Raw genomic sequence first — 21,234 nt, 5'->3', positions numbered from 1 at the left:
ATGACCCTCAATACCTCCCGCCGCGGCTTCCTGAAATCCGCTGCCGCCGCTGCTGCGGTTCTTTATGTCGGCGTCCGTCCGGACGGCGCTTTGGCCGCAGGCGCCGCACCGGCGCAGCTGAACCCGTTTGTGAAGATCGATGCAGACGGCACAGTCACCGCCATCGTCAAGCACTTCGAGAAGGGGCAGGGCCCGGCCACCGGCCTCACCACCCTGATCGCCGAGGAGCTGGGCGTCTCGATGGAGGACATCCAGTACGAATTCGCGCCCTCCGACCCCTCGCGCTATGCCAACCTGGCGTTCGGCCAGATGCAGGGCACGGGCGGTTCCACCGCGATGGCCAATTCCTTCCTGCAGTACCGCCAGGCCGGGGCAGCCGCCCGCGAGATGCTGATCAAGGCCGCGGCCGAGGCCTGGGGCGCCGACCCGGCAGAGCTGACACTTGAGGACGGCCTCATCAAAGGCGCAGGCCAGGAGGCGCCGCTGGCAGGGTTTGTTGCCGCCGCCGCGCAGATGGAGGCCCCGGCAGAGCCGCGGCTGAAGGACCCCAGCGAATTCCGCCTGATCGGCAATGCCTCGGTCAAGCGCAAGGACTCCCTGCCCAAGACCAATGGCACCGCGATGTATGCGATGGATCTGCATCTGCCGGACCAGATGGTTGCGGTGATCATCCGCAGCCCGCGCATGGGCGGGCTGGCAACCGGATTTGACGACGCCGGCGCCAAGCAAGTCAAAGGCTACATCCGCGCTGCCGTGCTGCCCAATCAGGCGGGTGTCGCGGTCTATGCCGAGGACACCTGGGGCGCGTTCCAGGCCCGCGAAGCGATCACCGTGGACTGGGATTTCACGAACGCCGAAAGCCGCAGCTCTGACCAGATCCGCGAGGAGCTGCTGGCCGCTGTGAACAGTGACCCGGAGTACAACGTAACCGGCACCGACCAGGCCGCAACCGCGGCGCAGATCGAGGGGGCCGCGAAGGTGGTGGAGCAGACCTTCTACTTCCCGCTGCTGGCGCATGCGCCGATGGAGCCGCTGACCTGCACCATCGAGGCCGATGAGGACGGCGGCGTCACCCTGCACGACGGCTGCCAGTTCCCCACCGGCCCGCATATGGCGATGGCGCAGATATTCCAGCTGCCGATGGAGAAGGTCCGCATCAACACCATGTTTGCAGGCGGCTCCTTCGGCCGCCGCGCCACACCCACCGCGGATTACCAGGTGGAGGCGGCACTGGCCTTTGCCCTGACCGACCGCTCGCGCCCGGTGAAACTGGTCTGGTCGCGCGAGGATGACATCACCGGCGGCTATTACCGTCCGGCAGTGGCGCATAAGGTCCGCGTGGGCCTGGACGCGGATGGCAATATCGCCGGCTGGGACCACCGCATCGCCGCGCAATCGATCCTGAAAGGCACCGCCTTTGAAAGCATGCTCGTGCATGACGGCGTCGATCACAGCTCGGTCGAGGGCGTGGGCGACAGCCCCTACCGGATTCCCGGGCAGCATGTCGGCCTTACCGATGCGGCCAAGGCAACCACGGTTCTGTGGTGGCGCTCGGTCGGGCACACCCACACTGCCTATGTGATGGAGACAATGCTGGACGAGGCCGCCCGTGCGGCAGGCCGCGACCCGGTCGAATTCCGCCTCGCCCTGCTGGAGGGCGGCGGTGCCGACCAGCAGCGCCTGGCAGGGGTGCTGAAGCTGGCCGCCGGGAAGGGCGGCTGGGGCAGCGCGCCGGAGGGCCGCAGCCAGGGCATTGCCGTCCACAAGAGCTTTGGCAGCTATGTGGCCGAGCTGGTGGAGATCTCCGGCAATGCCGATGACGGGGTGAAGATCGAGAAGGTCACCTGTGCGGTGGATTGCGGCATCGCGGTCAACCCGGATGTGATCAAGGCGCAGATGGAGGGCGGCATCGGCTATGGCCTGGGCCATGTGATGCGCAACGAGATCACCCTGACCGGGGGCGAAGTGGACCAGTCCAACTTCCCGGACTACGAGCCGCTGCGGATCGGCGACATCGGCGCCATCGAGGTGCACATCGTGCCCTCCGCCGAGATGCCCACCGGGGTCGGCGAGCCCGGCACGCCGCCCTCGGCCCCGGCGCTGGCCAATGCCATCGCGGTCAACGGCCCGCGGGTGACGGCGCTGCCGATGAACCTGAACGGCGTCAGCTTCGCCTGAACCGCAGCCTGCACCGGACGGCATCCAGTCCGGTGCAGGCAATTCGGCGCAGGACGGCTCTCAGCTGTGATCATGTGAATGGTGATGGCTGGGGTCGTCCGCAGACTTTCCGGTCCGCCACGCGGCAACTGCCTGCCACAGCATGACGGCCCCTATTGCCATGATCAAAGCCTAGCTGCCCAGCCGGATCGCACGGGTGTCGGAAGGCGCGCTGCCGGTAGCCTGCCGCCAGGCGACGTCAAGAAGGGCTACGACGACGACGGCAGAAAGCACGTGGAAGGCCGCGATCCGCAAGCCCATGCTTAGGCCGCGCCGAAGGCTGCCACCGATTCCGAAGAAAAAAGGACGCCACAACCGTCTTCCAGTGCCCGGCCCCAGAGTGTGCAGGACCCCGTAAGCAAAGGACAACAGCACTGCAGCAGTAATGGCGCCGACCGATCCTCCGACCTGCATCGCCGACATGCCCTAGGTAAACAGGCCGTTCACCCGGATCTGGATCCGGGTGGCCAGCGGCAGTTCCGAGGCCGCGGCGATTTCGCCAGGCGTGCCGGCAAGCGCCGCACCCGCGAGCCTCCGCTGCTGCCGTCGGTCAGAAACAGTGTACGTGCCGCGACTTCGTGGCGAAGCGAGCTAGGTAGCCGGACTGGCTCGAACCAGCGGTCAAGGTCCAGACCTTCGGGGTAGTTTACAATACCTCATTGGGCGGCGGCGGTGTGTGAATGCAGGCGACGACCCAGAGCACAAGCAGGAACTCCACCGCACGTTCGTCTTCCCATTTCAGCGGCAGTGCATACCCGTCCAGCTGCACCTCGCGGCCAAGATGGGTGGCTGTGACACCGGTCGCTTCCACCTTTCGCCGTCCCATGACGACAAGGCGTTGTGCCAGCAGGTGTTCCGGATTCGGGCCGAACTCGGCCAGCCGCTGGAGGTCGGCCGTTTCGGCGGCCTGCATCCCTAGCGGTACCTTGCCGGCCTTGCGCACCTGCTACACCCGCGGAACGTCACGCAGGTCCGATTTGTTGTAAAGGGACATCTCGAAAAAAGGATCGTCAAAGGGCGCAACCAAGCGTGCGAGCGCGTCCCAAGTGACAAGGGTGGGTCCTGCGGCCCCGCCCACAGTTGGCAGAAGCGTCGCCAGCGCCGGAATAGCCCGGCAAGGGCGGTGGCCGCGATGCGGTGATGCAAATGGCTCATCGGGTGCGTCGAACAGGTCGCTCTTGTAGATCTCGCCTCCCTTCATGATCAGGCGGAAACACTCGTCTCTTTGGTTCATCACGGCCATGTCTTTCAGTAGATTGCCGTCAATCAGCAGGAGATCCGGAAGGAGCTCGAATTTAATTCCTCGCCCGGCTCCGCGATGAACTGCTCAACGGTGAGATATTCTACAGCCTCCGCGAGGCTCAAATCCTGATCGAAAAGTGGAGGAAACACTACAACACCAAGCGACCACACAGTGCTTTGCGGTATCCCGCACCCGCGCCGAAAACCATCGTTTTGATGGATCAACGGCCGGTCATGCACTAGCAATCAAACCAGACCACTCAGGTGGGGCTGATCAGAAGTTTGTTCCGGCAAGTGTGTTCGCATAATAGCCGACGAACTCCCCGAAACAAGGGTTGATCAAACTGCTGATCGGCTCTTTCGGGGAAGCCAGTAACCAATCCTATTGCCGGATCGGAGACGCCTGTCCGACCGACCGTAAACGATCACTTTCACTGCTTGGGCGGCACTCACGGATACAGAGAAAACTCACTTTCCGTCCTCCCATCCGGAAATCCTGGGGCAACGCGCACTGGATGTCACGTCCGCGTGGGTTTGCGGCGCTTGTTTCGACGCCTGTCATACCTCATCTACCGGCTGTACAGCGTCTTGTGCGGTCCGTAGGCTTCTGGAGCATCTCTCCAGCGCAACCTATTGCGATTGAAAAAAATACTCCCACTCAACACCCGTCTGTTATCGACCCGTGGTTTACCGTGCGACTTCGGGAGGAAAGGGGCATACTTGGCCGTCTGCTCGCCGGTCAGCCAGTAAAGGTCGCTCATGTCACCGCTCCGTTTTCCGAGCCGTGAATCACACAGCGCGCTGAAAATCAATGCATCCTGAACCTAGCGTAGCCCGTTGCGATTTAATGATATTTCCTCAAAAGTGCGTGAGCCATCGGCGCGTGGCTTGCAATAGGACATTCGAGGAATGAGGCGGATTAGAAAACAGTGTGGCAAGGCGTTTCCCCAACAAAGGGCTTGTAACGCGCCATTTGAGCATCGCCTAACCAGAATAGATCAGAAATGTCACCGCTCGTTCTTTGGTTGGTGAATGAAGCTGTTTTTCGGAAACTAGTGGGTCCTGCCCCCTAATGTCTTCAACGGTCGTCGCTATTAACACCAAATCAAGTCCCCGGTTGCTGGATTGCAGATTGGTGAAATTCTGGCTGAGCTAGCCTGCGAAACTGAGGATCAATTTGCAACTGGCAGGCTGGTCCTCGGCTGCGGCAAACACGTGGCACCATTCTAATCACTCCGCAGGCCGCATGGTGGCGACCAGCTCAGCAACCTTGAGCCCGAATTTGCGCATTTCGGACTTGTTCATGATCTCCCCGTCAGCGGTCAGGTACAGCCAATCGGTGGCTTTCAGTATGTGCCCGCCGGCGCTTTCGGGCAGGATGATTTCATATTGGAGCTGCACCGTTGAGCCGGACACGATGCCCTGCGCCTCTCCAACCAGATCATCGGCTGTGGCGGTGAAGGTGTTGCCGGGGCCAAGGGTCAGGAACCACTTGCGGCTTTGGGTGACGCCGTTGGAATAAGTGAACTCTTCGCTCAGCGTGCCGGTATTGCCGTCCCATTCCCCCACCATCCTGGCGGTAAAGCTGTTGGCCATCTTACCGGTGGGGCCAAAGATCACGCCTTCGGACAGGATCTCACCGGACAGGTGTTCGGTCAGGATGAACTGCGGGCCGGTCTCCGCATAATCCTGCGGCGACTGGAAGCGGAAGCTGAACAGGTAGGTTTTCGCGATCATCACAAGCACGATGAGGGCGAGGACGAGGGTCAGGAGTTTCATGCGGTTGCTCTTTCTGATGGCAGGGTCAGGGCAAAGGCGAAGGCGGCGGTTTTCAGAATGCAAGGTAGGACGGCATAGGCCAGGGCAAGGGCGCAGAGCGCCTGCTGGCTGTTGTCCGTTCCGGGCCGGAAGCCCTGCTGCTCCAGCAGCGGCAGCGCCAGGGCGGCGGCCAGTGCCAGCGCCAGCTTGCCGGCAAAGGACCAGATGCCAAAGGCGGCAGAGGCGTTGAGGCCCGCGCGGGTCAGCGCGATGCTGAACATGGCGGGTAGCAGCACCATGTCTGCGCCCAGCGTGGCGCCCGACACCGCGCAGATCACCGCAAAGCCCAGCAGGCTGCCCGGCCCCAGGACAGCAGCGCCGGCAAAGCTGGCGATGGCCAGCGGCATGGCGATCAGCAGCGTCTGTTTCGCTCCGATCCGCTGGCTGAGGCGCGCCCACAGCGGCACGCTGAGCCCAGCGCAGAGGAAAAACAGCACCAGCAGCGGCCCTGCGTATGCAGGCAGGTTCAGCCGGTCTTCGACAAAGAACAGGAACAGGGTGGAGGTCAGCGCCACCGGCAGGCTGTTGAGCACCGCCAGCACCAGCAGGCGCAGCGCGCCGGCCTGGGTCAGGGCCATCGCCGACAGCGGCTGGCCGGTGACTGCCGAACGCATCCAGACCGGCCGGGTTGCAGCGGCGGTGAACAGGGCGAAGCCTCCCAGCACAAGGCCAAAGGCCGCATAGCCTTGACCCGCGGCTCCAAGCGCCACCAGGACGCCGGGTGCGATGGTGGCAAAGATCACCCCGCTCAGCATGCCCGCTTCGCGGAAGGCCGCCAGCGTCAGCAGTTCACGCGGGGCAGCGCGTTTGGCCAAAGTGGCGCTGCGGCCATAGAGCAGGATCATGCCAAGGCTGTAGGCCGAGAACAGCAGTAGCAGGATCAGCACAAACCTAGGCACCACCAAGGGCCCTGCCGTCAGGTTGAACAGCAGTGGAAAGCCTATTGCCAGACCACCCGCCGCCAGCAGCGCGAACCAAAGCTGCGCCCCGGGCCAGCGGTCGATTGCCCAGCCGATCAGCGGATCCTGCACCAGGTCGAACAGGCGGATCCCCAGCAGGATGCCGCCAAGCACCCCCAGGCCGATCCCCAGGTTCACCGACGCAAACTGCGGCAGGTGGATGTAGAGAGGGATCCCCGCAGAGGCGAGCATCATCGCATAGAGGCAGACCCGGGGATACAGCATCATCAGCCCAGAAGCGCGCGGGTGAACCGGGCGGAGCGGGTGTTTTCGCCCACAAAGATCGACATGAAGCTGCGCTTGATACCCGCTTGGTTCAGGGTGCAGGCGGTGCGTCCATTGCGCAGAAACCTGACCCGGTCCGGACCCTGGCTGACCGCCAGATACCGGTCGCCGGCGGAGACGCCTTTGAAACAGGCCTCGAACCGCGTGCGGCCGGGCGCGGAATACCCCAGGCGCCGCATCTCGCGCAGCGTTGCGTCGACCAAGGCTTCCTGGCTCAGTTTGCGCTGATAGGTCAGCTCGATTCCGAAATCTTGCGACCAGTCCAAAGGCGCGGCACCCTTGGTGAAGAGCCGGGCCTGGTAAACTGGCAGGCCAAGCAGCCGGAACGTCGCCGCGCCGCGTTGTTCGGCCTCCGGCAGCAGGGATTGAACCGGAGATGCAAAGCCGACCGCCGGAACCGCCAGCAGGCAGAGGGTCAGGAGCAGCTTACGCATGGGCCAGCTCCACCTGCACCACATTGGTGTGGTCGATGGCAAAGGAGGCGGCGCAGATCTCCAGGTAATACTGCCAGTTGCGGAAGAACGCCTCGCCATATCCCAGATCCATGACCCGGCGCTTTTGCGCGGCCAGACGCTGTGCCCATATCCGGCAGGTGCGGGCATAATCCTGGCCGAAGGCGAAACTGTCAGCGACCTGCAGCCCGGCAGATCTTGCCTGCTGCGCAATCACCTGGTCGGACAGCAGCATACCGCCGGGAAAGACATACTGGCGGATGTAATCGGAGGAGGTCCGGTAGGTCGGGAAGAAGTCATCCCGCACCGTGATCGCCTGCAGCAGCACCCGTCCGCCTTCGGCAAGGCTGCTTTTGAGCTTGGCGAAGTAGCTGGGCCAGTAGCGTTCGCCAACGGCCTCGATCATCTCGATGGAGACGATGCTGGAAAACTTGCCCTCAATATCGCGGTAGTCGCGCAGCTGGATGTCGGCGCGTCCGTCCAGGCGGCTTTCGGCATAGCTGTGCTGGTTGCGCGAGATGGTAACGCCAGTCAAATCGCGGCCTTCGGCGCTGGCTTGTTCCGCAAAGCCGCCCCAGCCGCAGCCGATCTCCAGCACCCGATCGCCGTCCCCCAGACGCGACAGGATGCGGGCGTTCTTGCGGGTTTGCGCCTGGGCAAGATCGTCGCCATCCGGGCCGAACAGCCCCGAGGAATAGGTCATGCCGTCATCCAGCCACAGCTGGTAGAATTCATTGCCCACATCATAATGGGCGCGGATATTCTTGCGGGCGCCGCGTTTGGAATTCGCCCGCAGCAGGGTGTCGACAATGCGGAACTTGGCGCGGTTCAGCGGGCTGGCCTGGTCGTAGCTGCCCAGATGCTCCCGGTTGCGCATTGCCAGCTGCATCAGGCCGTCGACCGACGGCGTGTCCCACAGGCCCTGCACATAGGCCTCGCCCAGACCGACCTGGCCATGCGCCGCCATTGCGGACACCGAGGCCCAGTCATTGATCTGCATTTCGGCCTCGGGGCCGCGGTCACCGAATTCGTAGCGCGCGCCATCCGGCGTGCGCAGCGTCAGCCGCCCGTCACGCAGTCGCGCGCAGACCGTCAGAAATTCCGACTGAAGGGCTTTGTCCGTGAATGCCATGATCTGTTCCTTTGGCCGGGTAAGGGGTGAGAGAATTAATCATGCGGACAATCCGCATGGCGCTGGCGATGCCGTCTTCGTGAAAGCCGTGGCGATTGTACGCGCCCGCGAACCACGTGTTGTTCTGCCCCTGTATCGCCCGGATCTGGTGCTGGGCGCGCAGGGCCGCTTTGTCGAAAACCGGGTGAGAAAACTCCACCCGGTCATAGACCTTCTCTGCCGGGATGGGCTGGGACGGGTTCAGGGTCACGAACAGCGGATCGCTTTCCGGAATGCTTTGCAGCCGGTTCATCCAGTAGGTGACCCCGACACCGCCGTCCTGGCTGCGGTAGGCCCAGCTGGACCAGCAGCTGCGCCGCTTGGGCATCTGGCCGCTGTCGCAATGCAGAACCGCGGTGTTCGGCTGATAGCGGATTGCCCCCAGCGCCGCGGCTTCGGCTCGTGTGGCATCAGCGCCCAGGATCGTCAGCGCCTGATCGGAGTGGCAAGCCAGGATGATGTCATCGAACAGGCGCGCGTCTGCGCCCTCTGCCCGCACCGAAACACCGCCCGCCTGCCGGGTGACGTGCTGGATGGGACTGCCGGTGCGGATCTCGCAGCCCCGGGCAATCAGTACCGCCTCCAGACGGCGGACATATTCGATGCTGCCGCCCTTGACCGTCCACCACTGATGCTTGTCGGTGCCCGACAGCAGCGCGTGGTTGTGGAAGAAGCGGACCAGCGATTTTGCCGGGAAGGCATCGACGTCGCTGACCGGTGTAGACCAGATCGCGCCGCACATCGGCATCAGGTAGTGGTTGCGGAACCAGCTGCCGAGGCCCAGCTCATCGACAAGCTCGCCGATGGTCTTGTCATCATCGGTGGCGGCGGCCTCGGCCCGTTTACCAAAGCGCACGATATCGGCGACCATCTTGTGGAACTGCGGGCGCACCAGATTGCGCTTCTGAGCCGCCAGCATCCGCAGGCTGTTCAGCCCGTATTCCAGGCGGCCGTCGTCGATGCTGGCGCAAAAGCTCATCTCGCTTTTGATCACCGGCACATCCAGCTCGCGGAACAGCCGCGTGAGGTAGGGGTAGGTGACATAATTGAAGACGATGAACCCTGTATCCACCGGCTGATCGCCGTTCTTTCCTGCCAGAACGGTGCGCGCATGTCCCCCCAGCCGGGGAGCGGCTTCAAACAGTGTGACGTCATGGCTGCCAGCCAGGTAATATGCCGCGGACAGCCCGGAAATACCGCCACCCACGATGGCAATCTTGCGGCGCGGCCCCTGAGTTTGATCCAGCATGCGTCGGTTTTCCCTTGCTGTTGTTTGGACCGGATACGCCGTCGAGAAGAACGCGGATCACTTCTTTCCCGATAAAACTGTGCTTGCGGGTGATCCGGGGGGACTGCGGCTGCGTAACCGGTGCATGATCGAACATGTTGCAGCACAGACTTTTCACGCGCGCCGGGGGCGGCTGAAGAACGCCTTCCGCTACGGCGTGGACTACATTCTGACCGACATGACTGATGGCGCGCCGCCGCTGCTGTCGCGCAACCGCTTCAACCTGTTCTCGATCCATGACCGCCGCCACGGCGGCCCCCGCGGCAACGGGCGCGGCGTTGCCTGGTTCCGCGAGGAGCTGGAGCGGCGCGGCTTCCCCTTGCAGGGCGCTCAGCTGTTGCTGCTGACACAGCCAAGTTTCCTGTGGTTCCATTTCAACCCGGTCAGCTTCTGGATCGCGGTCAAGGATGGCGGCACCCGGGCCTTCATTGCCGAGGTGAACAACACCTTCGGCCACCGTCACTGTTATTTTGCGGCCCATCCTGATTTCCGCCCGATCCAGCGCAGCGAGGTGATCAAAGCGGAGAAGCTGATGCATGTCTCCCCGTTTCAGCAGATGGCCGGGCGCTACCGGTTCAATTTCGAGATGACGGAGCACGCCTTCAACATCCGGATTTCCTACACCAATGGACGCGAGGGCGTGCTGGCGACGCTGAATGGTCTCCGCCGCCCGGTGACCACCGGCGGTCTGCTGCGGACTGCCCTGCGCAGGCCGCTGGGCGCGGCCCGCGTGGTGGCGCTGATCTACTGGCAGGCGCTCAAGCTCTGGGCCAAGCGCGCGCCATTCCTTCGCAAGCCGGAACCCCCGGAGCCGTTGATCTCTGACAGCTCGACATTTTCGGGGGGCAAAGCGTGACGCAGTTTGCAGGCAAGACCTTCTGGCTGGTCGGGGCCAGCCACGGGCTGGGTCGCGAGATTGCCCGGCAGCTGGACCGGTCTGGCGCCAGGCTGGTCTTGTCGGCGCGGTCCGAAGATGCGCTGGACGCGCTGGCACAGGAGCTGCGCCGGTCAAAGCCGGTGCCTGTGGATGTCACCGACAGGGACTCGGTCAGAAAGGCCGCCCGTCTTGCCGGGCCGCTGGATGGCATCGTCTACAACGCAGGCGCCTATGAGCCGATGCGCACCCAGGACTGGGACAGCAGCGCGGTGCTGGGGATCAGCGATGTGAATTTCACCGGCGCGCTGCGGGTTCTGGGGCAAGTGGTGCCCGGATTTGTGAAGGCGGGCCGGGGCGATATCACGCTGGTCGGTTCCCTGGCCGGATACCGCGGTCTGCCCGCATCCATCGGCTATGGCGCTAGCAAGGCTGCGCTGATCAGCCTTGCGGAAACCATGCGGCATGATCTGAAGGACAGCGGCGTCACCGTGCGCGTGGTCAACCCGGGCTTCATCAAAACCCGGCTGACGGACAAGAACAGCTTTAAGATGCCGCAGCTGATGGAACCGGAAGATGCTGCCCGGCATGTGGTTGCGGCGATGCAATCGCGCCGGTTCCGAACGGATTTCCCCCGCCCATTTTCCTACGCGATCAAGGCGTTTAACCTTCTGCCCGATTGGCTGGTTTACCGCGGCAAGTAAGGCCGGCAGCCCGTTACCGCTGTGGTCAAATCCGGAACAAGGGCTGCAGCAGACGCGGCATGAACGCCTTGAAACGCAGCGGCGCATCGGTGGCGGCCAGGCAAATGCAGGGATCGCCGGCATCCGCAACCGGCGTGTGCTCCAGGGTTTCATCGCCGATTTCGACATCCCCGACACCAAACCGCCCGGTCTCGTCGCTGAAACTGCCCTGCAGCACCAGGGTCAGTTCCAGCCCGTTGTGGCTGTGATCCGGCACCGCCTGACCTGCAGGAATGTACAGCAGCCGGGCAGAGCCGAAGTCATCTTCGAATAGGATGTTTTGCTTGACCCCCATGCCCAGCGTTTTCCAGCGCGGCGGCTGACCTTTCAGGGACCGCATCACCGGCCCCGGGTAGATCCCCTTGGCGTCATAGACCGGCACCGGCGCTGCAGGCTGATCCAGTTGCGCCATCAGGTTTGATTTCGCTTCCTGCGACATTGCCACACCGGCGGTCTCCTCCAGCAGCGCACCGCCGACGGCCTGATGCGCGCCAAGCGCTGCCTGGCAGTCGCGGCACAGCGACAGGTGGCTGGCAACAACCATGGAAAAGGCGTGCGGCAGGCTGCCCGCTACATAGGCCGCGATCATCGGGTCGGGGATGTGATGTGTGATTGCAGGCATTCAACGCAATCCTTTTAGTTCCTTGCGCAGCCGCCCGAGGCCAAGACGGATACGCGACTTTACGGTTCCCAGGGGCAAGCCCGTCTGGGTGCTGATCTCCTGATGAGTCAAATCGCCGATATAGGCCTTTTCGATCATCTCCTTCTGATCGGGATGCAGCTGCTGGATCGCCTGCTTCACATGCAGGGCCTCCTGCTCCAGAGCCAGGATCTGGCTGGCGTCGGGCTCGGTTCCAGGATCCTCTCCCAGCTCATCGGGAACGGGGCGGTTTTCCTTGCGGACAATGTCGATATGGCGGTTGCGGGCGATCTGGTAAATCCAGGCCGACGCCTGCGCCTTGTGCGGATCAAACATCGCCGCCTTGCGCCAGATCGTCAGCATGACGTCCTGGACAATCTCCTCGGCCAGCGCCGGCCGCGCGCCGCAGCGGATGACGAACCCTTTCAGGCGCGGTGCCAGATAGTCGAACATGTCACCGAACGCCGCGCGGTCCCGTTGATCGCGCACAGCGAGCAGCCAGACGGTGAGCTGCGAATAGGTTTGCTCTTTTGACACTACTGCTTTGCCCTCAGGGGATGCCCGAAGCACGGTGTTTTTATCGGGCGGCCTGTCCAAATTTAGTGTCAGCATAGTCCGGTTACGGACCGGTGTGGAAGTTGGATCATGGGCAACCGCTATTTTTGCGCCGCTAGGAAGTCCCGCCAAATGGCTAGGGCGCTTAGAACTGATCCACGTCCGGTTGCGGGCCGTAACACATAAGACCCCCGGCAAGAAAGAGTTCAGTAAAGCGCAATATCGTTGTCAGCGGTAGGTCCGGAGCGATTGGGTCAGCCTTCGTCAGTGAACTGGCTCGGAAGTGGAGCGGCCATATTCTGCAAAACGTTGATTTATGGCCGCATGGGGTCGATCGCGACGGTCCTACTAAATTGGGTGTGAGCCTCCCCAACCGAATTGGACCAGCGTTATTTTTTGAACTGGTGGACCGAGACCGGCAAACAAGAGACCTAAGCCGGAAAAAGATTGTCACGAAGTCGCTGCAGGTGCCCTTGCAGCGTGTTTAGCCAATGAACACTTAACAAAGATACTTTAGTTGCTCATCGGCAGGGGGGAGGCAGCGGTTGCTTTTCGGCAAATCTGGCCCGCGGCTCCAGCCAGTTCGTTTTGTCAAGATGGCTTTCTAGGTTTGGATTTTCGACTTGTAACGATCTGCAGCGTCCTCGGTTGGCAAGCAACCGACCAGAAAAGCGAGGTAGGAAGAAACGGTCTCCAGCGTGACGTTTTGAAGTTCGAGCCCGCGGTTGCAGCAATACCCCGCGATACGGCTGCCTTCCCCCTGCCATTCCTTGGTGACGCGAACGGGCCCCAAAGAACCGGCGAAACGGGGTGGAAATTGCGGATGCTACCCATCGTACTGTTTTTACGGGGTATTATCGGCCGCACTCTTAGCACTTAGTGTTTCGTTAAGCATATCGCCGGACCCTTTCAGCATATATCCATGGCTGCGAGGGTCCCATGAACGAGGTCATTTCGTCGACAATTCAATCCCCGGCTCAGGGGCTGCAGGCAGTCTGGGGCTGGTTCGACGTCAGTCAGGACGACAGGGCCCGGGTTTCCGACCTTTTGCCGCTGGCCGAACAGAACATCGAGGCGATTCTGCAGGATTTTTACAGCCGCGACGGCGGCTATGATCACCCCAGCGGCGAGGGGGCTGCCTCCGGCATGCAGAAGGTGAAGGACGAACAGCGGCGGCATCTGCTGGAGCTCTTCGACGCGGGACTTGACCAGAAGTATTTCGAGGGCCGCAAGAACGCCGGCATTTTCAACGAAAGCTACGGCATCTCGCCGAGCTTTTACCTGAGCCTGTACACCTTTGCCATCAACCGGATCTGCGATCTGATCCGGGAGCATACGAAAGACGGCGCAGAAGCCGAGACCGTCCAGAAGGCGCTGCGCAAGACAGCCGCCTGCCATCAGGCGATCACGATCGAAGCCTTTTCGGCAGCCCGGTCCGAGGCGATCGAGCAGCGCGAACGCCAGATGAGCGAATTGCCGACACCGGCGCTGCGCCTGCAGGAAGGGCTGTTGCTGGTGCCGGTTGTCGGCGTGCTCGACAGCCACCGGTCACGGCTTCTGACCATGCAGATCCTGGATGCCATCCGGGATCAGAACGCCCGCGTGGTGGTGCTCGACATCACCGGGGTTGCGGCGGTGGACAGCATGGTGGCCAATCACCTGATCCAGACCATGACAGCAACCCGCCTGATGGGGGCGCAATCGGTGCTGACCGGGATCAGCGCCGAGGTGGCGCAGGCGCTGGTCAAGATCGGCGTATCCGATGACGCGCTGAACCCGGCAGGCGATCTTGAGCGGGGCGTCGAAACCGCACGCAAGCTTCTGGAGCGCTGAGATGGCCCGGCGCGTCCCCATCATCAGCCAGGGCGACCTGCTGATCGCAGCGGTGCAGGAAGAACTTTCCGACAGCGACATCCAGGAGATGCAGCACAGCATCCTGAAGGAGGTCTCGCGGCGGGCGGCATCCAAAGTGATCCTGGACGTCAGCCTGCTGGATGTCATCGACAGTTTCGGCACCAGGATGCTGAGCGACATTGCAGCATCGGTCGCCCTCCGCGGGGCGCGGATCGCCATCGTCGGCATCCGGCCTGAGATCGCCATGGCAATGGTTCTCCTGGGCCTTAATCTGGAGAATATCCCCACCGCGCTGAACCTTGACCACGGAATTGCGATCCTGCGAGACCGTTCATGAATGCGCCCGTGGCGGAACCCGCAGCCGTGCTGCAGCCGGTGTCCTGTGACAGCGATGTTGTTGCAGCGCGCCAGCTGGTGCGCCAGCTGGCGGTGGAGCTGGAGTTCAGCAGGCCGGATCAGGCTCTGATTGCAACCGCGGTGTCCGAACTGGCCCGCAATATCGTGAAATACGCGGACGAGGGAGAGATTGAGCTGTGTGCCGCCGCCAGCGGTTCGAAGACCGGAATCAAGGTGACGGCGCGGGACCGCGGCCCCGGGCTGGATGACGTCGAGCTGGCGCTGCAGGACGGGTATTCAACAGGCAACAGTCTCGGTCTCGGTCTGCCAGGCACCCGGCGGATCGTTGATCAATTCGAGATCCGCTCGGAGCCGGGCCGCGGGCTGACTGTGACGGTGGTGAAATGGCGGTGAGCGCGAAGAGCGGCAGTATCGCCTTTGGCCCCGGCGGCTCCCAGATCGACTGGGCAGTGGCCCAGGCGGCAAAGGAGGGAAGCACTGCCTGCGGCGACGGCTATCTGCTGCGGCGGGCCGGCGGCAGGCTGCTGGTCGCGCTGGCGGATGGCGTGGGCAGCGGCGCGGAAGCCCGGGACGCGGCCAGCGCGTGCCTGCAGGAACTGGCGGCCGGTTCTGTCCGCGGCATCGCGGACCTGTTCGAGGCCGCCCATGGCCGCTTGCAAGGCTCCCGCGGGGCGGCGCTGGCGGTGGCGCTGATCGACCCGGATCAGGCTGCCGTTGAATGGGCCGCGCTCGGCGATGTGGAGGGTGTCATCTGCCCGCTGCAGCCAGGCAGCAGGGAAAGCAGTGTGATCATGCAGAAGGGCGGAACCCTGGGGGTGCATTTCCCGGGCGTGTTCTGTCAGACCCGGAATTTTCCGCCGCAGCATGTCCTGGTCTTCGCCTCTGACGGGATTTCCCGGCGGTTCCGGGATGCGCTGCCCCGTGCGCAGGTGCCGCCCCGGGAGTGGGTGCCCTCCTGTCTCGGCACCTACGGCAAGGCGTATGATGACCGCACACTTCTGGCTGTTGCCCACCGGCGGAGGGGCGCATGATCGGTGTGGAGGAGCCCCGGGCAGACGACGCCATGACGGTGGCGGCCCGCCGCTATAACGCCGCCCTGACCGCCTACATGGACAGCGGCGATGCGGAGCAGTTGGGAGAGGCTTATGAAGCCGCCCGTCTGGCCCTGGCCGTGAATGTGCCGTTGTCCGGCTTTGGGGGGTATCACTTTTCCGGGTTGCGCGAGCGCCTGCTAGCCGAAGGCGCATCAAGCTTGTGCCTTGACCGGGCAGAGGACTTCTTCCTGGAAGGGATGGCGGTCTATGACATGGCGCTGCGCGGATATGTCAGCGGCACCGCCAAACTGAGAAAGGAAGTCGCGGAACGGCGCCGGGTCGAGGAGGAACTGCGCGATATCACCTTTGAACTGGCCCGCCAGAGGGACGAACTGGACCGCGAGGTGCAGAAGCGGACAGCGGAGATCCGGCGGCGGGCAGAGGAGCTGGAATGCAAGAACCGGCAGCTGACGCAGACCAATCAGGACCAGTCCAATTTTACCTATGCGCTGTCCCACGACCTGAAATCGCCGATCAACACGATACACTGTTTTCTGGATGTGCTGCTTGAGGATTTTCAGTCGGACCTGCCGCCGGACGCGGCTGGCATCATCAGGGATCTGATTGGCACCGCGCGGCGGATGCGGCAGCTGGTGGATGATGTGCTGGACTACTCGAAAGTGGTCGGCCACCAGTTCACGCCGGAACCGGTGGATCTGCAGCAGATGGTGCAGCAAATCCTCCAGGACATGGACGCCCTGGTCGCCGGTTCGCAGGCCGAAATCCAGGTGGGGGCTTTGCCCGCGGTCCTGGGCAGCCCGTTCCAGATCCGGGTTCTGCTGACCAATCTGCTGTCAAACGCGCTGAAGTACAGGGTGGAGGGACGGAAAGCCCGGGTCCGGGTCGAAGGCTTGCCCGTTGATACTGCAGACAAGGTGCGCCTATCGGTTTCCGACAACGGTCCGGGCATACCGCAGGAACAGCAGGAAAAGGTCTTCGACTTGTTCAAGCGTCTGCACCGTCATGACGAACTCCCCGGTTCGGGCATAGGACTGGCCCTGTGCAAACGTGTGGCAGAAAACCACGGTGCGGTGGTTCATGTCGCCTCGGAGCCCGGGAAAGGCGCAACCTTCAGCGTTGACCTGAATTTGGAGTAGGAACAAATGCGGAGCCGCGCAAAAACAGCTTACGTCATTGATGATGACAGGATGGACCGGAAGTTTGCAAAACGGACCATCGGCAGATCGCAGCTGTTTGAACGGGTGGAGCTGTTCGACGGGCCTATAGCTGCAATGAAGCACATCGAGGAAGGAGGGGATACGCCGGAACTGATCTTTCTTGATATCAATATGCCTCCGGTCACCGGCTTCGAATTCCTGGAGAAATACGGCGGGCAGCTCCAGGCCCTTGATCCCGTGCCTGCCGTTGTCATTGTCAGCACCACGGTTAACCCGGCGGATCTGGAACGCGCGGCCCAATTCCCGCTGATAAAGAAATTCTTCTCTAAACCATTGTCTCCGGAGCACATCACTGAAGCGAATTCGCTGCTAGGGCCCTGTGAGGCAGGATCACAATGATCGGCGCCGCCGGCCGTGATTCCACGGTAAGGACAATTGCGGATCCCTGATCGGGATTTCCAGGCAGACGGGCGCATTGACGCGCGACCCTTCCCCAGAATCCCGGCAAACTACGGCAGGCCAAGGTCGAACGTATGGTTTGGTCTGCGCTTGCAGAACCTGCCGCCCGATCTGGGTACACCGGTAGTATATGATGGATCGGCCACCGGACTGGGATACAACGAGAAAGGTTCGCCTTTCCAGGTCACTTGGAGCGTGCGTCCGGAGGTCGTGAAGCTGAATATCGGCTCAGTGGATGGGTGGCTCACAGACAATCCGTTCGGAGAAGATAACGCCCACGGCGTGCGGAATCTAGTCGTCAATCCTGGTTTGTTGTCACAGATTAACTGAGAGAGCCTGTGTCTAAGGGCGGACAACTGCGCCCGCCCTTGGTAACGCGCGCGACGCCAATCACACGGTCAATAACCAATTCGGTTTCGATCGCGAGATAGCTGAGTTTTGAAGGGAGCAACATTTGCTTTGCAAGCAAATGTTGCGTGGAAAGCTGATTGGGGCCAGAGGCTGCCCTTGCGCTTTGCTAACAGCGCAAGCCGTATTCATTCCGAGTGGGCCTGGCCCAGAACAGTCTGGGCTTCTTCGCTCTCACTGGTTTCGTGCCTTGGAACCTTCAAAGAGCTCTGTCATCAGGCAGGTATTGGCAGAGTTTTCCGTCTTCTCGAGGCCAAGTGGCTCAGTTTAATCCGCAGCTCCGGAACAAGCGCCCCAAGCACCGGGTAAATGCGAAGCTTCGTGGGGGGAGGGGCCAGGAGGCCATCGGCTGAATGAGATCTGGGCAAGGGATTTCGTCCACGATCTGGTCGCCTTGGGGAAACGGCTCCGCACCCCATCCATCGCAGATACACTTTGCTGCCATATGTCCCGGTCGCACTAATCAGCCCCACTTGAGTGGCCCAGTGCGCCCCGGCAGTATAGCGGCCCTATTTGCTCATTTTGCAAAATTTACGCAGAACTGATAGTATACGGACAGATTAATTGAGTTTGTTCGCAATGCTTTGCGGCAATATCACTAGTCGGCGGGGCCCGTATGGAAGGGCTGGCGCAACTCTCTGACAGCGAACAATCTTTCGGAAATGACGCGGCCGGGATCGGAGGTTCGGCAGCATGGAGTATGTTCTGGCGCTTTTGCCGATGCTTGTCAAAATGGCCATCGTCGTGGGCGTTTTGCTGCTGCTTCCGCTGCCGCTGACCTGGATGGAACGGAAGATTGCTGCCCATATTCAACAGCGCCCTGGGCCGATGCGCGTGGGCTGGCATGGCTTGCTGCAGCCGCTGGCAGATGCTCTCAAACTGCTGACCAAGGAAGACCATATCCCGGCGGAGGCCGACCGGCGGCTGTTTGCGATGGCGCCGGTTGTGGCACTGGTGCCGCCGTTCCTGGTGTTTACCGCAATCCCGTTCGGGGAGCCGGTTCAGGTCTTCGGGACCGAGGTCACGCTGATGTTGTCCGACATGAACGTTGGCCTGCTGTTCATCCTGGCGGTGTCCGGGATCGGCGTATTCGGCACAATCCTGGCGGGTTGGGCATCGAACAGCAAATATGCGGTGCTAGGCAGCCTGCGGTCAATTGCGCAGATGATCTCTTACGAAATCCCGATGGGGTTCTCGGTGATCGGGGTGGTGATGCTGGCCAATTCGATGAACCTTAGCCGGATCGTTGCGGCGCAGGAGGACCTATGGAACGTGGTTGTGCAGCCGGTGGGTTTTTTTGTGTTCTTCATCGCCGGGCTGGCTGAGGCGCAGCGCATTCCCTTTGACCTGCCCGAGGCCGAAGGCGATCTGGGGGCGGGATACCACACCGAATACAGCGGCATCCGGTTTTCGCTGTTCATGCTGGCGGAATACCTGGTGGTGGTGATGCTTGCGGCGCTGAACGTGCTGCTGTTCTTCGGCGGCTGGCAGGGCAGCCCGTTCTTCCTGCCGGACACCGTCTGGTTCCTGTTGAAGATCGGCTTCTTCGTCTGGGTGTTCATGTGGTTCCGCTTCACCTTCCCGCGCTACCGCTATGACCAGCTGATGGCAATCGGCTGGAAAGTGCTGCTGCCGCTGTCCCTGCTCAATATCCTGGTCAGCGGGATACTGATGCTATGATCCGGGGGTAAGACATTATGGCAAGAACATCAGTCAAAAAGGCGGGCTGGATCGGCAGGGTCTTCTTCCTCGACCTGCTGGCCGGGCTGCGGCTGACACTGCGCTACATGTTCTCCAAGACGGTGACGCACCGCTATCCCGACCATGAGAAATGGGTGCCCTACGAACGCCACCGCGGCCACCACTTCATCAAAACCAATGACGAAGGCGATGTGAACTGTGTCGCCTGCGAGCTTTGCTCGCAAATTTGCCCATGCGATTGCATCACCGTCATTCCCTATGAAAACGAAAAGGGCGACCGGCGCCCGAAGGTGTTTGATATCAACCTGGCGCGCTGCCTCTATTGCGGGCTGTGCGAAGATGCCTGTCCGGCGGACGCAATCAAACTAGGTCAAGAATATGAGGTCGCCTGCGACCACCGGCCCAAGCTTGTGGTGCATCTGGAGGATTTGGTGGCTGCACCGCGCAAGGCTGAGGACGGCGGCCAGGTGCGGCCAGCCCGGCTGGAGCCCGGCGGCAAGCGGCGGTCGGTGGCCACTGCGGCAGCCGGTGCTGAAAGCCACGACTGGTGGCAGCACATACGGAAGGGAAAGTGAAACGGATTTGAATGGGCGCGGCCCGGGAGGAAGGGAAGGGGCGGCACAGATAGAGGGGAAAGAAAATGTATGTCAAAGCGGTGTTGGGACAGAAGGGATATGAAACCTATTCAGTTGCGCCGGACGACAGTGTTTTGGCGGCTCTGCAATTGTTTAACGCAAACAAGGTTGGATTTGCGGTAGTCCGGGATGCAGCCGGCAAGGTGGTTGGCGGGATATCGGAGCGCGATATCTGCATTGCCCTGTCTGACCCGGAGGGGGCGGGCCGGAAATCCGCCGTGCGCGATGTGATGACCACAGACATCCTCACCTGCTCGCCGGACGACAATCTCATCAGGCTCATGGCTGTCATGACGGAAAAGAGAAACCGGCACATGCTGGTCTATGACGAGGAGAGCCTGCAAGGGGTCATCAGCATCGGTGATGTGGTGAAGCACCGCCTGGATGAGATCATGCGCGAGGAAGAAGAGCTTTTGAAATACATCGACGGCACCGGTTACAGCGTGTGATAGCAGCGGCGGCGGGCCGGAAGTAAGTTAAGAACGGGAGATAGTATTCAGGGAGGGCATTGATGGAACAGGCGTTTTTTCTGCTGCTCTCGGCGGTTGCGGTAGGGGCGGGGCTGCTTGTGGTCATTGCCCGGAACCCGATCCACAGCGCGCTGGCGCTGGTGGCCTGCCTGGTTCAGATTGCGGCGCTGTACGTGTTGCTGGGGGCGCCCTTCCTCGCGGTGATCCAGATTTTCGTCTACGTCGGTGCCGTCATGGTGCTGTTCCTGTTTGTCATCATGATGCTGGACGTGCGCAAGGAGGCCCAGGCCCGGTTCCTGCCCAAGGCGCTGCTGCCCGGCCTGATCGTGCTGGTGATCCTGGCCGGTGAGCTGATTTTCCTGCTGCTGCAAAGCGCCCGGCTGCACGCAGTCATGGGGCCGGGGCAGCCAGTCTCCGAACAGCCGCCTGTAGCGGATCTCAGCTTGCTGCTGTTCCAGGAGTACCTGCTGCCTTTTGAGGTGGCGTCTGTGATCCTGCTGGTCGCCCTGGTCGGGGCAGTGGTTCTGGCGCGCGGCGACGAGGCCGAAGAAATAGCGGCCCAGCGCAAGGCCCCGCGCGGGGCGGCCCGATGATCCCGGCGGCGTGGTATCTGATCCTGGCTGCGGTTCTGTTTGTGATCGGCGCCGCGGGCGTTCTGCTGCGCCGCAATGTTCTGATTGTGCTGATGTCGCTGGAGCTCATGCTGAACAGCGTGACCATCAACTTGGTTGCCTTTGGGCATGTGCTGCAGGACCTGCGCGGGCAGATCATCGCCATTTTCATCATTGCGATCACCGCGGCGGAGGTTGCGGTCGCGCTTGGCATTCTGGTCGCCTTGCTGCGCAACAACCACTCGCTGGAAGTGGATGAGCTAACGGTCTTGAAGGGGTGACG

Annotated in this window: 24 protein-coding genes and 2 pseudogenes; 16 read left to right on the top strand and 10 right to left on the bottom strand. The window is 62.1% G+C overall.

Annotated features, from left to right (window positions below; translation table 11 throughout):
- Positions 1–2,178, top strand: a complete 2,178-nt coding sequence (locus AC58NV_RS22015; protein WP_497229057.1) for a xanthine dehydrogenase family protein molybdopterin-binding subunit — start codon at positions 1–3, stop codon at positions 2,176–2,178.
- 685 nt (positions 2,179–2,863) lie between these two features.
- Here the strand turns inward: AC58NV_RS22015 and AC58NV_RS22010 are convergent.
- Together AC58NV_RS22010 and AC58NV_RS22005 are read right to left on the bottom strand one after the other, a co-directional pair.
- Positions 2,864–3,160: a DUF3299 domain-containing protein gene (locus AC58NV_RS22010; protein ID WP_497229056.1), complete on the bottom strand. Its 297-nt coding sequence runs from the start codon at positions 3,158–3,160 to the stop codon at positions 2,864–2,866.
- 3 nt (positions 3,161–3,163) lie between these two features.
- Positions 3,164–3,451 (bottom strand): hypothetical protein, encoded by a 288-nt coding sequence (locus AC58NV_RS22005; protein WP_497229055.1) that lies wholly within the window; start codon positions 3,449–3,451, stop codon positions 3,164–3,166.
- Positions 3,452–3,516: 65 nt separating this feature from the next.
- Between AC58NV_RS22005 and AC58NV_RS22000 the strand changes: the two are divergent.
- Positions 3,517–3,702: pseudogene (locus AC58NV_RS22000) on the top strand (integrase core domain-containing protein); the annotation flags it as partial.
- Between the two features lie 329 nt (positions 3,703–4,031).
- On the opposite strand, the pseudogene AC58NV_RS21995 reads toward AC58NV_RS22000, so the two are convergent.
- The 6 genes and pseudogenes from AC58NV_RS21995 to AC58NV_RS21970 all read right to left on the bottom strand — a co-directional run.
- Positions 4,032–4,220, bottom strand: a pseudogene (locus AC58NV_RS21995) (transposase); the annotation flags it as partial.
- Between the two features lie 469 nt (positions 4,221–4,689).
- Complete coding sequence (locus tag AC58NV_RS21990) at positions 4,690–5,238, bottom strand: DUF3833 family protein (RefSeq protein ID WP_497229054.1); 549 nt, start codon at positions 5,236–5,238, stop codon at positions 4,690–4,692.
- A complete protein-coding gene (locus AC58NV_RS21985; RefSeq protein WP_497229078.1) occupies positions 5,235–6,461 on the bottom strand; it encodes an MFS transporter in 1,227 nt (408 codons plus the stop codon). Before AC58NV_RS21985 ends, AC58NV_RS21990 begins: the two co-directional genes overlap by 4 nt.
- A gap of 2 nt (positions 6,462–6,463) precedes the next feature.
- Entirely contained in the window at positions 6,464–6,955 is a 492-nt protein-coding gene (locus AC58NV_RS21980) for a hypothetical protein (protein WP_497229053.1), read from the bottom strand.
- Entirely contained in the window at positions 6,948–8,105 is a 1,158-nt protein-coding gene (locus AC58NV_RS21975) for a class I SAM-dependent methyltransferase (RefSeq protein WP_497229052.1), read from the bottom strand. Before AC58NV_RS21975 ends, AC58NV_RS21980 begins: the two co-directional genes overlap by 8 nt.
- Positions 8,044–9,393 carry an NAD(P)/FAD-dependent oxidoreductase gene (locus AC58NV_RS21970; protein WP_497229051.1) on the bottom strand — a complete coding sequence of 450 codons (1,350 nt, stop codon included), beginning with the start codon at positions 9,391–9,393 and terminating at the stop codon, positions 8,044–8,046. Before AC58NV_RS21970 ends, AC58NV_RS21975 begins: the two co-directional genes overlap by 62 nt.
- A gap of 124 nt (positions 9,394–9,517) precedes the next feature.
- On the opposite strand from AC58NV_RS21970, the gene AC58NV_RS21965 reads away from it, so the two are divergent.
- On the top strand, positions 9,518–10,288 hold the full coding sequence (locus AC58NV_RS21965) for a DUF1365 domain-containing protein (protein ID WP_497229050.1): 771 nt from the start codon (positions 9,518–9,520) through the stop codon (positions 10,286–10,288).
- Positions 10,285–11,010: an SDR family NAD(P)-dependent oxidoreductase gene (locus AC58NV_RS21960; RefSeq protein WP_497229049.1), complete on the top strand. Its 726-nt coding sequence runs from the start codon at positions 10,285–10,287 to the stop codon at positions 11,008–11,010. Before AC58NV_RS21965 ends, AC58NV_RS21960 begins: the two co-directional genes overlap by 4 nt.
- A gap of 25 nt (positions 11,011–11,035) precedes the next feature.
- On the opposite strand, the gene AC58NV_RS21955 is transcribed toward AC58NV_RS21960, so the two are convergent.
- Together AC58NV_RS21955 and AC58NV_RS21950 are read right to left on the bottom strand one after the other, a co-directional pair.
- A complete protein-coding gene (locus tag AC58NV_RS21955; RefSeq protein ID WP_497229048.1) occupies positions 11,036–11,671 on the bottom strand; it encodes a ChrR family anti-sigma-E factor in 636 nt (211 codons plus the stop codon).
- Positions 11,672–12,301 carry a sigma-70 family RNA polymerase sigma factor gene (locus AC58NV_RS21950; RefSeq protein ID WP_497229047.1) on the bottom strand — a complete coding sequence of 210 codons (630 nt, stop codon included), beginning with the start codon at positions 12,299–12,301 and terminating at the stop codon, positions 11,672–11,674. It abuts the gene before it with no gap.
- Positions 12,302–13,183: 882 nt separating this feature from the next.
- Between AC58NV_RS21950 and AC58NV_RS21945 the strand changes: the two genes are divergently transcribed.
- From AC58NV_RS21945 to nuoK, 12 genes are all read left to right on the top strand, one after another.
- A complete protein-coding gene (locus tag AC58NV_RS21945; RefSeq protein ID WP_497229046.1) occupies positions 13,184–14,077 on the top strand; it encodes a protoglobin domain-containing protein in 894 nt (297 codons plus the stop codon).
- Between the two features lies 1 nt (position 14,078).
- A complete protein-coding gene (locus AC58NV_RS21940; RefSeq protein WP_497229045.1) occupies positions 14,079–14,435 on the top strand; it encodes an STAS domain-containing protein in 357 nt (118 codons plus the stop codon).
- 8 nt (positions 14,436–14,443) lie between these two features.
- Complete coding sequence (locus tag AC58NV_RS21935; protein ID WP_497229044.1) at positions 14,444–14,848, top strand: anti-sigma regulatory factor; 405 nt, start codon at positions 14,444–14,446, stop codon at positions 14,846–14,848.
- The gene (locus tag AC58NV_RS21930) at positions 14,845–15,486 is read left to right on the top strand and encodes a SpoIIE family protein phosphatase (RefSeq protein ID WP_497229043.1); all 642 of its coding nucleotides are present in this window, start codon (positions 14,845–14,847) and stop codon (positions 15,484–15,486) included. Before AC58NV_RS21935 ends, AC58NV_RS21930 begins: the two co-directional genes overlap by 4 nt.
- Entirely contained in the window at positions 15,483–16,646 is a 1,164-nt protein-coding gene (locus tag AC58NV_RS21925) for a sensor histidine kinase (RefSeq protein ID WP_497229042.1), read from the top strand. The genes AC58NV_RS21930 and AC58NV_RS21925 overlap by 4 nt, the downstream gene beginning before the upstream one ends.
- Positions 16,647–16,652: 6 nt before the next feature.
- Positions 16,653–17,066: a response regulator gene (locus tag AC58NV_RS21920; RefSeq protein WP_497229041.1), complete on the top strand. Its 414-nt coding sequence runs from the start codon at positions 16,653–16,655 to the stop codon at positions 17,064–17,066.
- 36 nt (positions 17,067–17,102) lie between these two features.
- Positions 17,103–17,456, top strand: a complete 354-nt coding sequence (locus AC58NV_RS21915; protein ID WP_497229040.1) for a delta-class carbonic anhydrase — start codon at positions 17,103–17,105, stop codon at positions 17,454–17,456.
- Positions 17,457–18,227: 771 nt separating this feature from the next.
- Positions 18,228–19,214, top strand: coding sequence for an NADH-quinone oxidoreductase subunit NuoH (gene nuoH / locus AC58NV_RS21910; RefSeq protein ID WP_174149498.1), 987 nt, complete (start codon positions 18,228–18,230; stop codon positions 19,212–19,214).
- Between the two features lie 17 nt (positions 19,215–19,231).
- The gene (locus AC58NV_RS21905) at positions 19,232–19,810 is read left to right on the top strand and encodes a 4Fe-4S dicluster domain-containing protein (protein ID WP_497229039.1); all 579 of its coding nucleotides are present in this window, start codon (positions 19,232–19,234) and stop codon (positions 19,808–19,810) included.
- A 65-nt stretch (positions 19,811–19,875) separates the two neighbouring features.
- Positions 19,876–20,319 carry a CBS domain-containing protein gene (locus tag AC58NV_RS21900; RefSeq protein WP_366661604.1) on the top strand — a complete coding sequence of 148 codons (444 nt, stop codon included), beginning with the start codon at positions 19,876–19,878 and terminating at the stop codon, positions 20,317–20,319.
- 62 nt (positions 20,320–20,381) lie between these two features.
- The gene (locus AC58NV_RS21895; protein WP_497229038.1) at positions 20,382–20,933 is read left to right on the top strand and encodes an NADH-quinone oxidoreductase subunit J family protein; all 552 of its coding nucleotides are present in this window, start codon (positions 20,382–20,384) and stop codon (positions 20,931–20,933) included.
- Positions 20,930–21,232: an NADH-quinone oxidoreductase subunit NuoK gene (nuoK, locus tag AC58NV_RS21890; protein ID WP_366661602.1), complete on the top strand. Its 303-nt coding sequence runs from the start codon at positions 20,930–20,932 to the stop codon at positions 21,230–21,232. Before AC58NV_RS21895 ends, nuoK begins: the two co-directional genes overlap by 4 nt.
- Positions 21,233–21,234: the final 2 nt, after the last annotated feature.

It is taken from the genome of Leisingera sp. ANG49 (assembly GCF_059694505.1).
The sequence above is the reverse complement of the archived record's forward strand: the minus strand, read 5'-3'. Positions and strand labels throughout refer to the sequence as shown.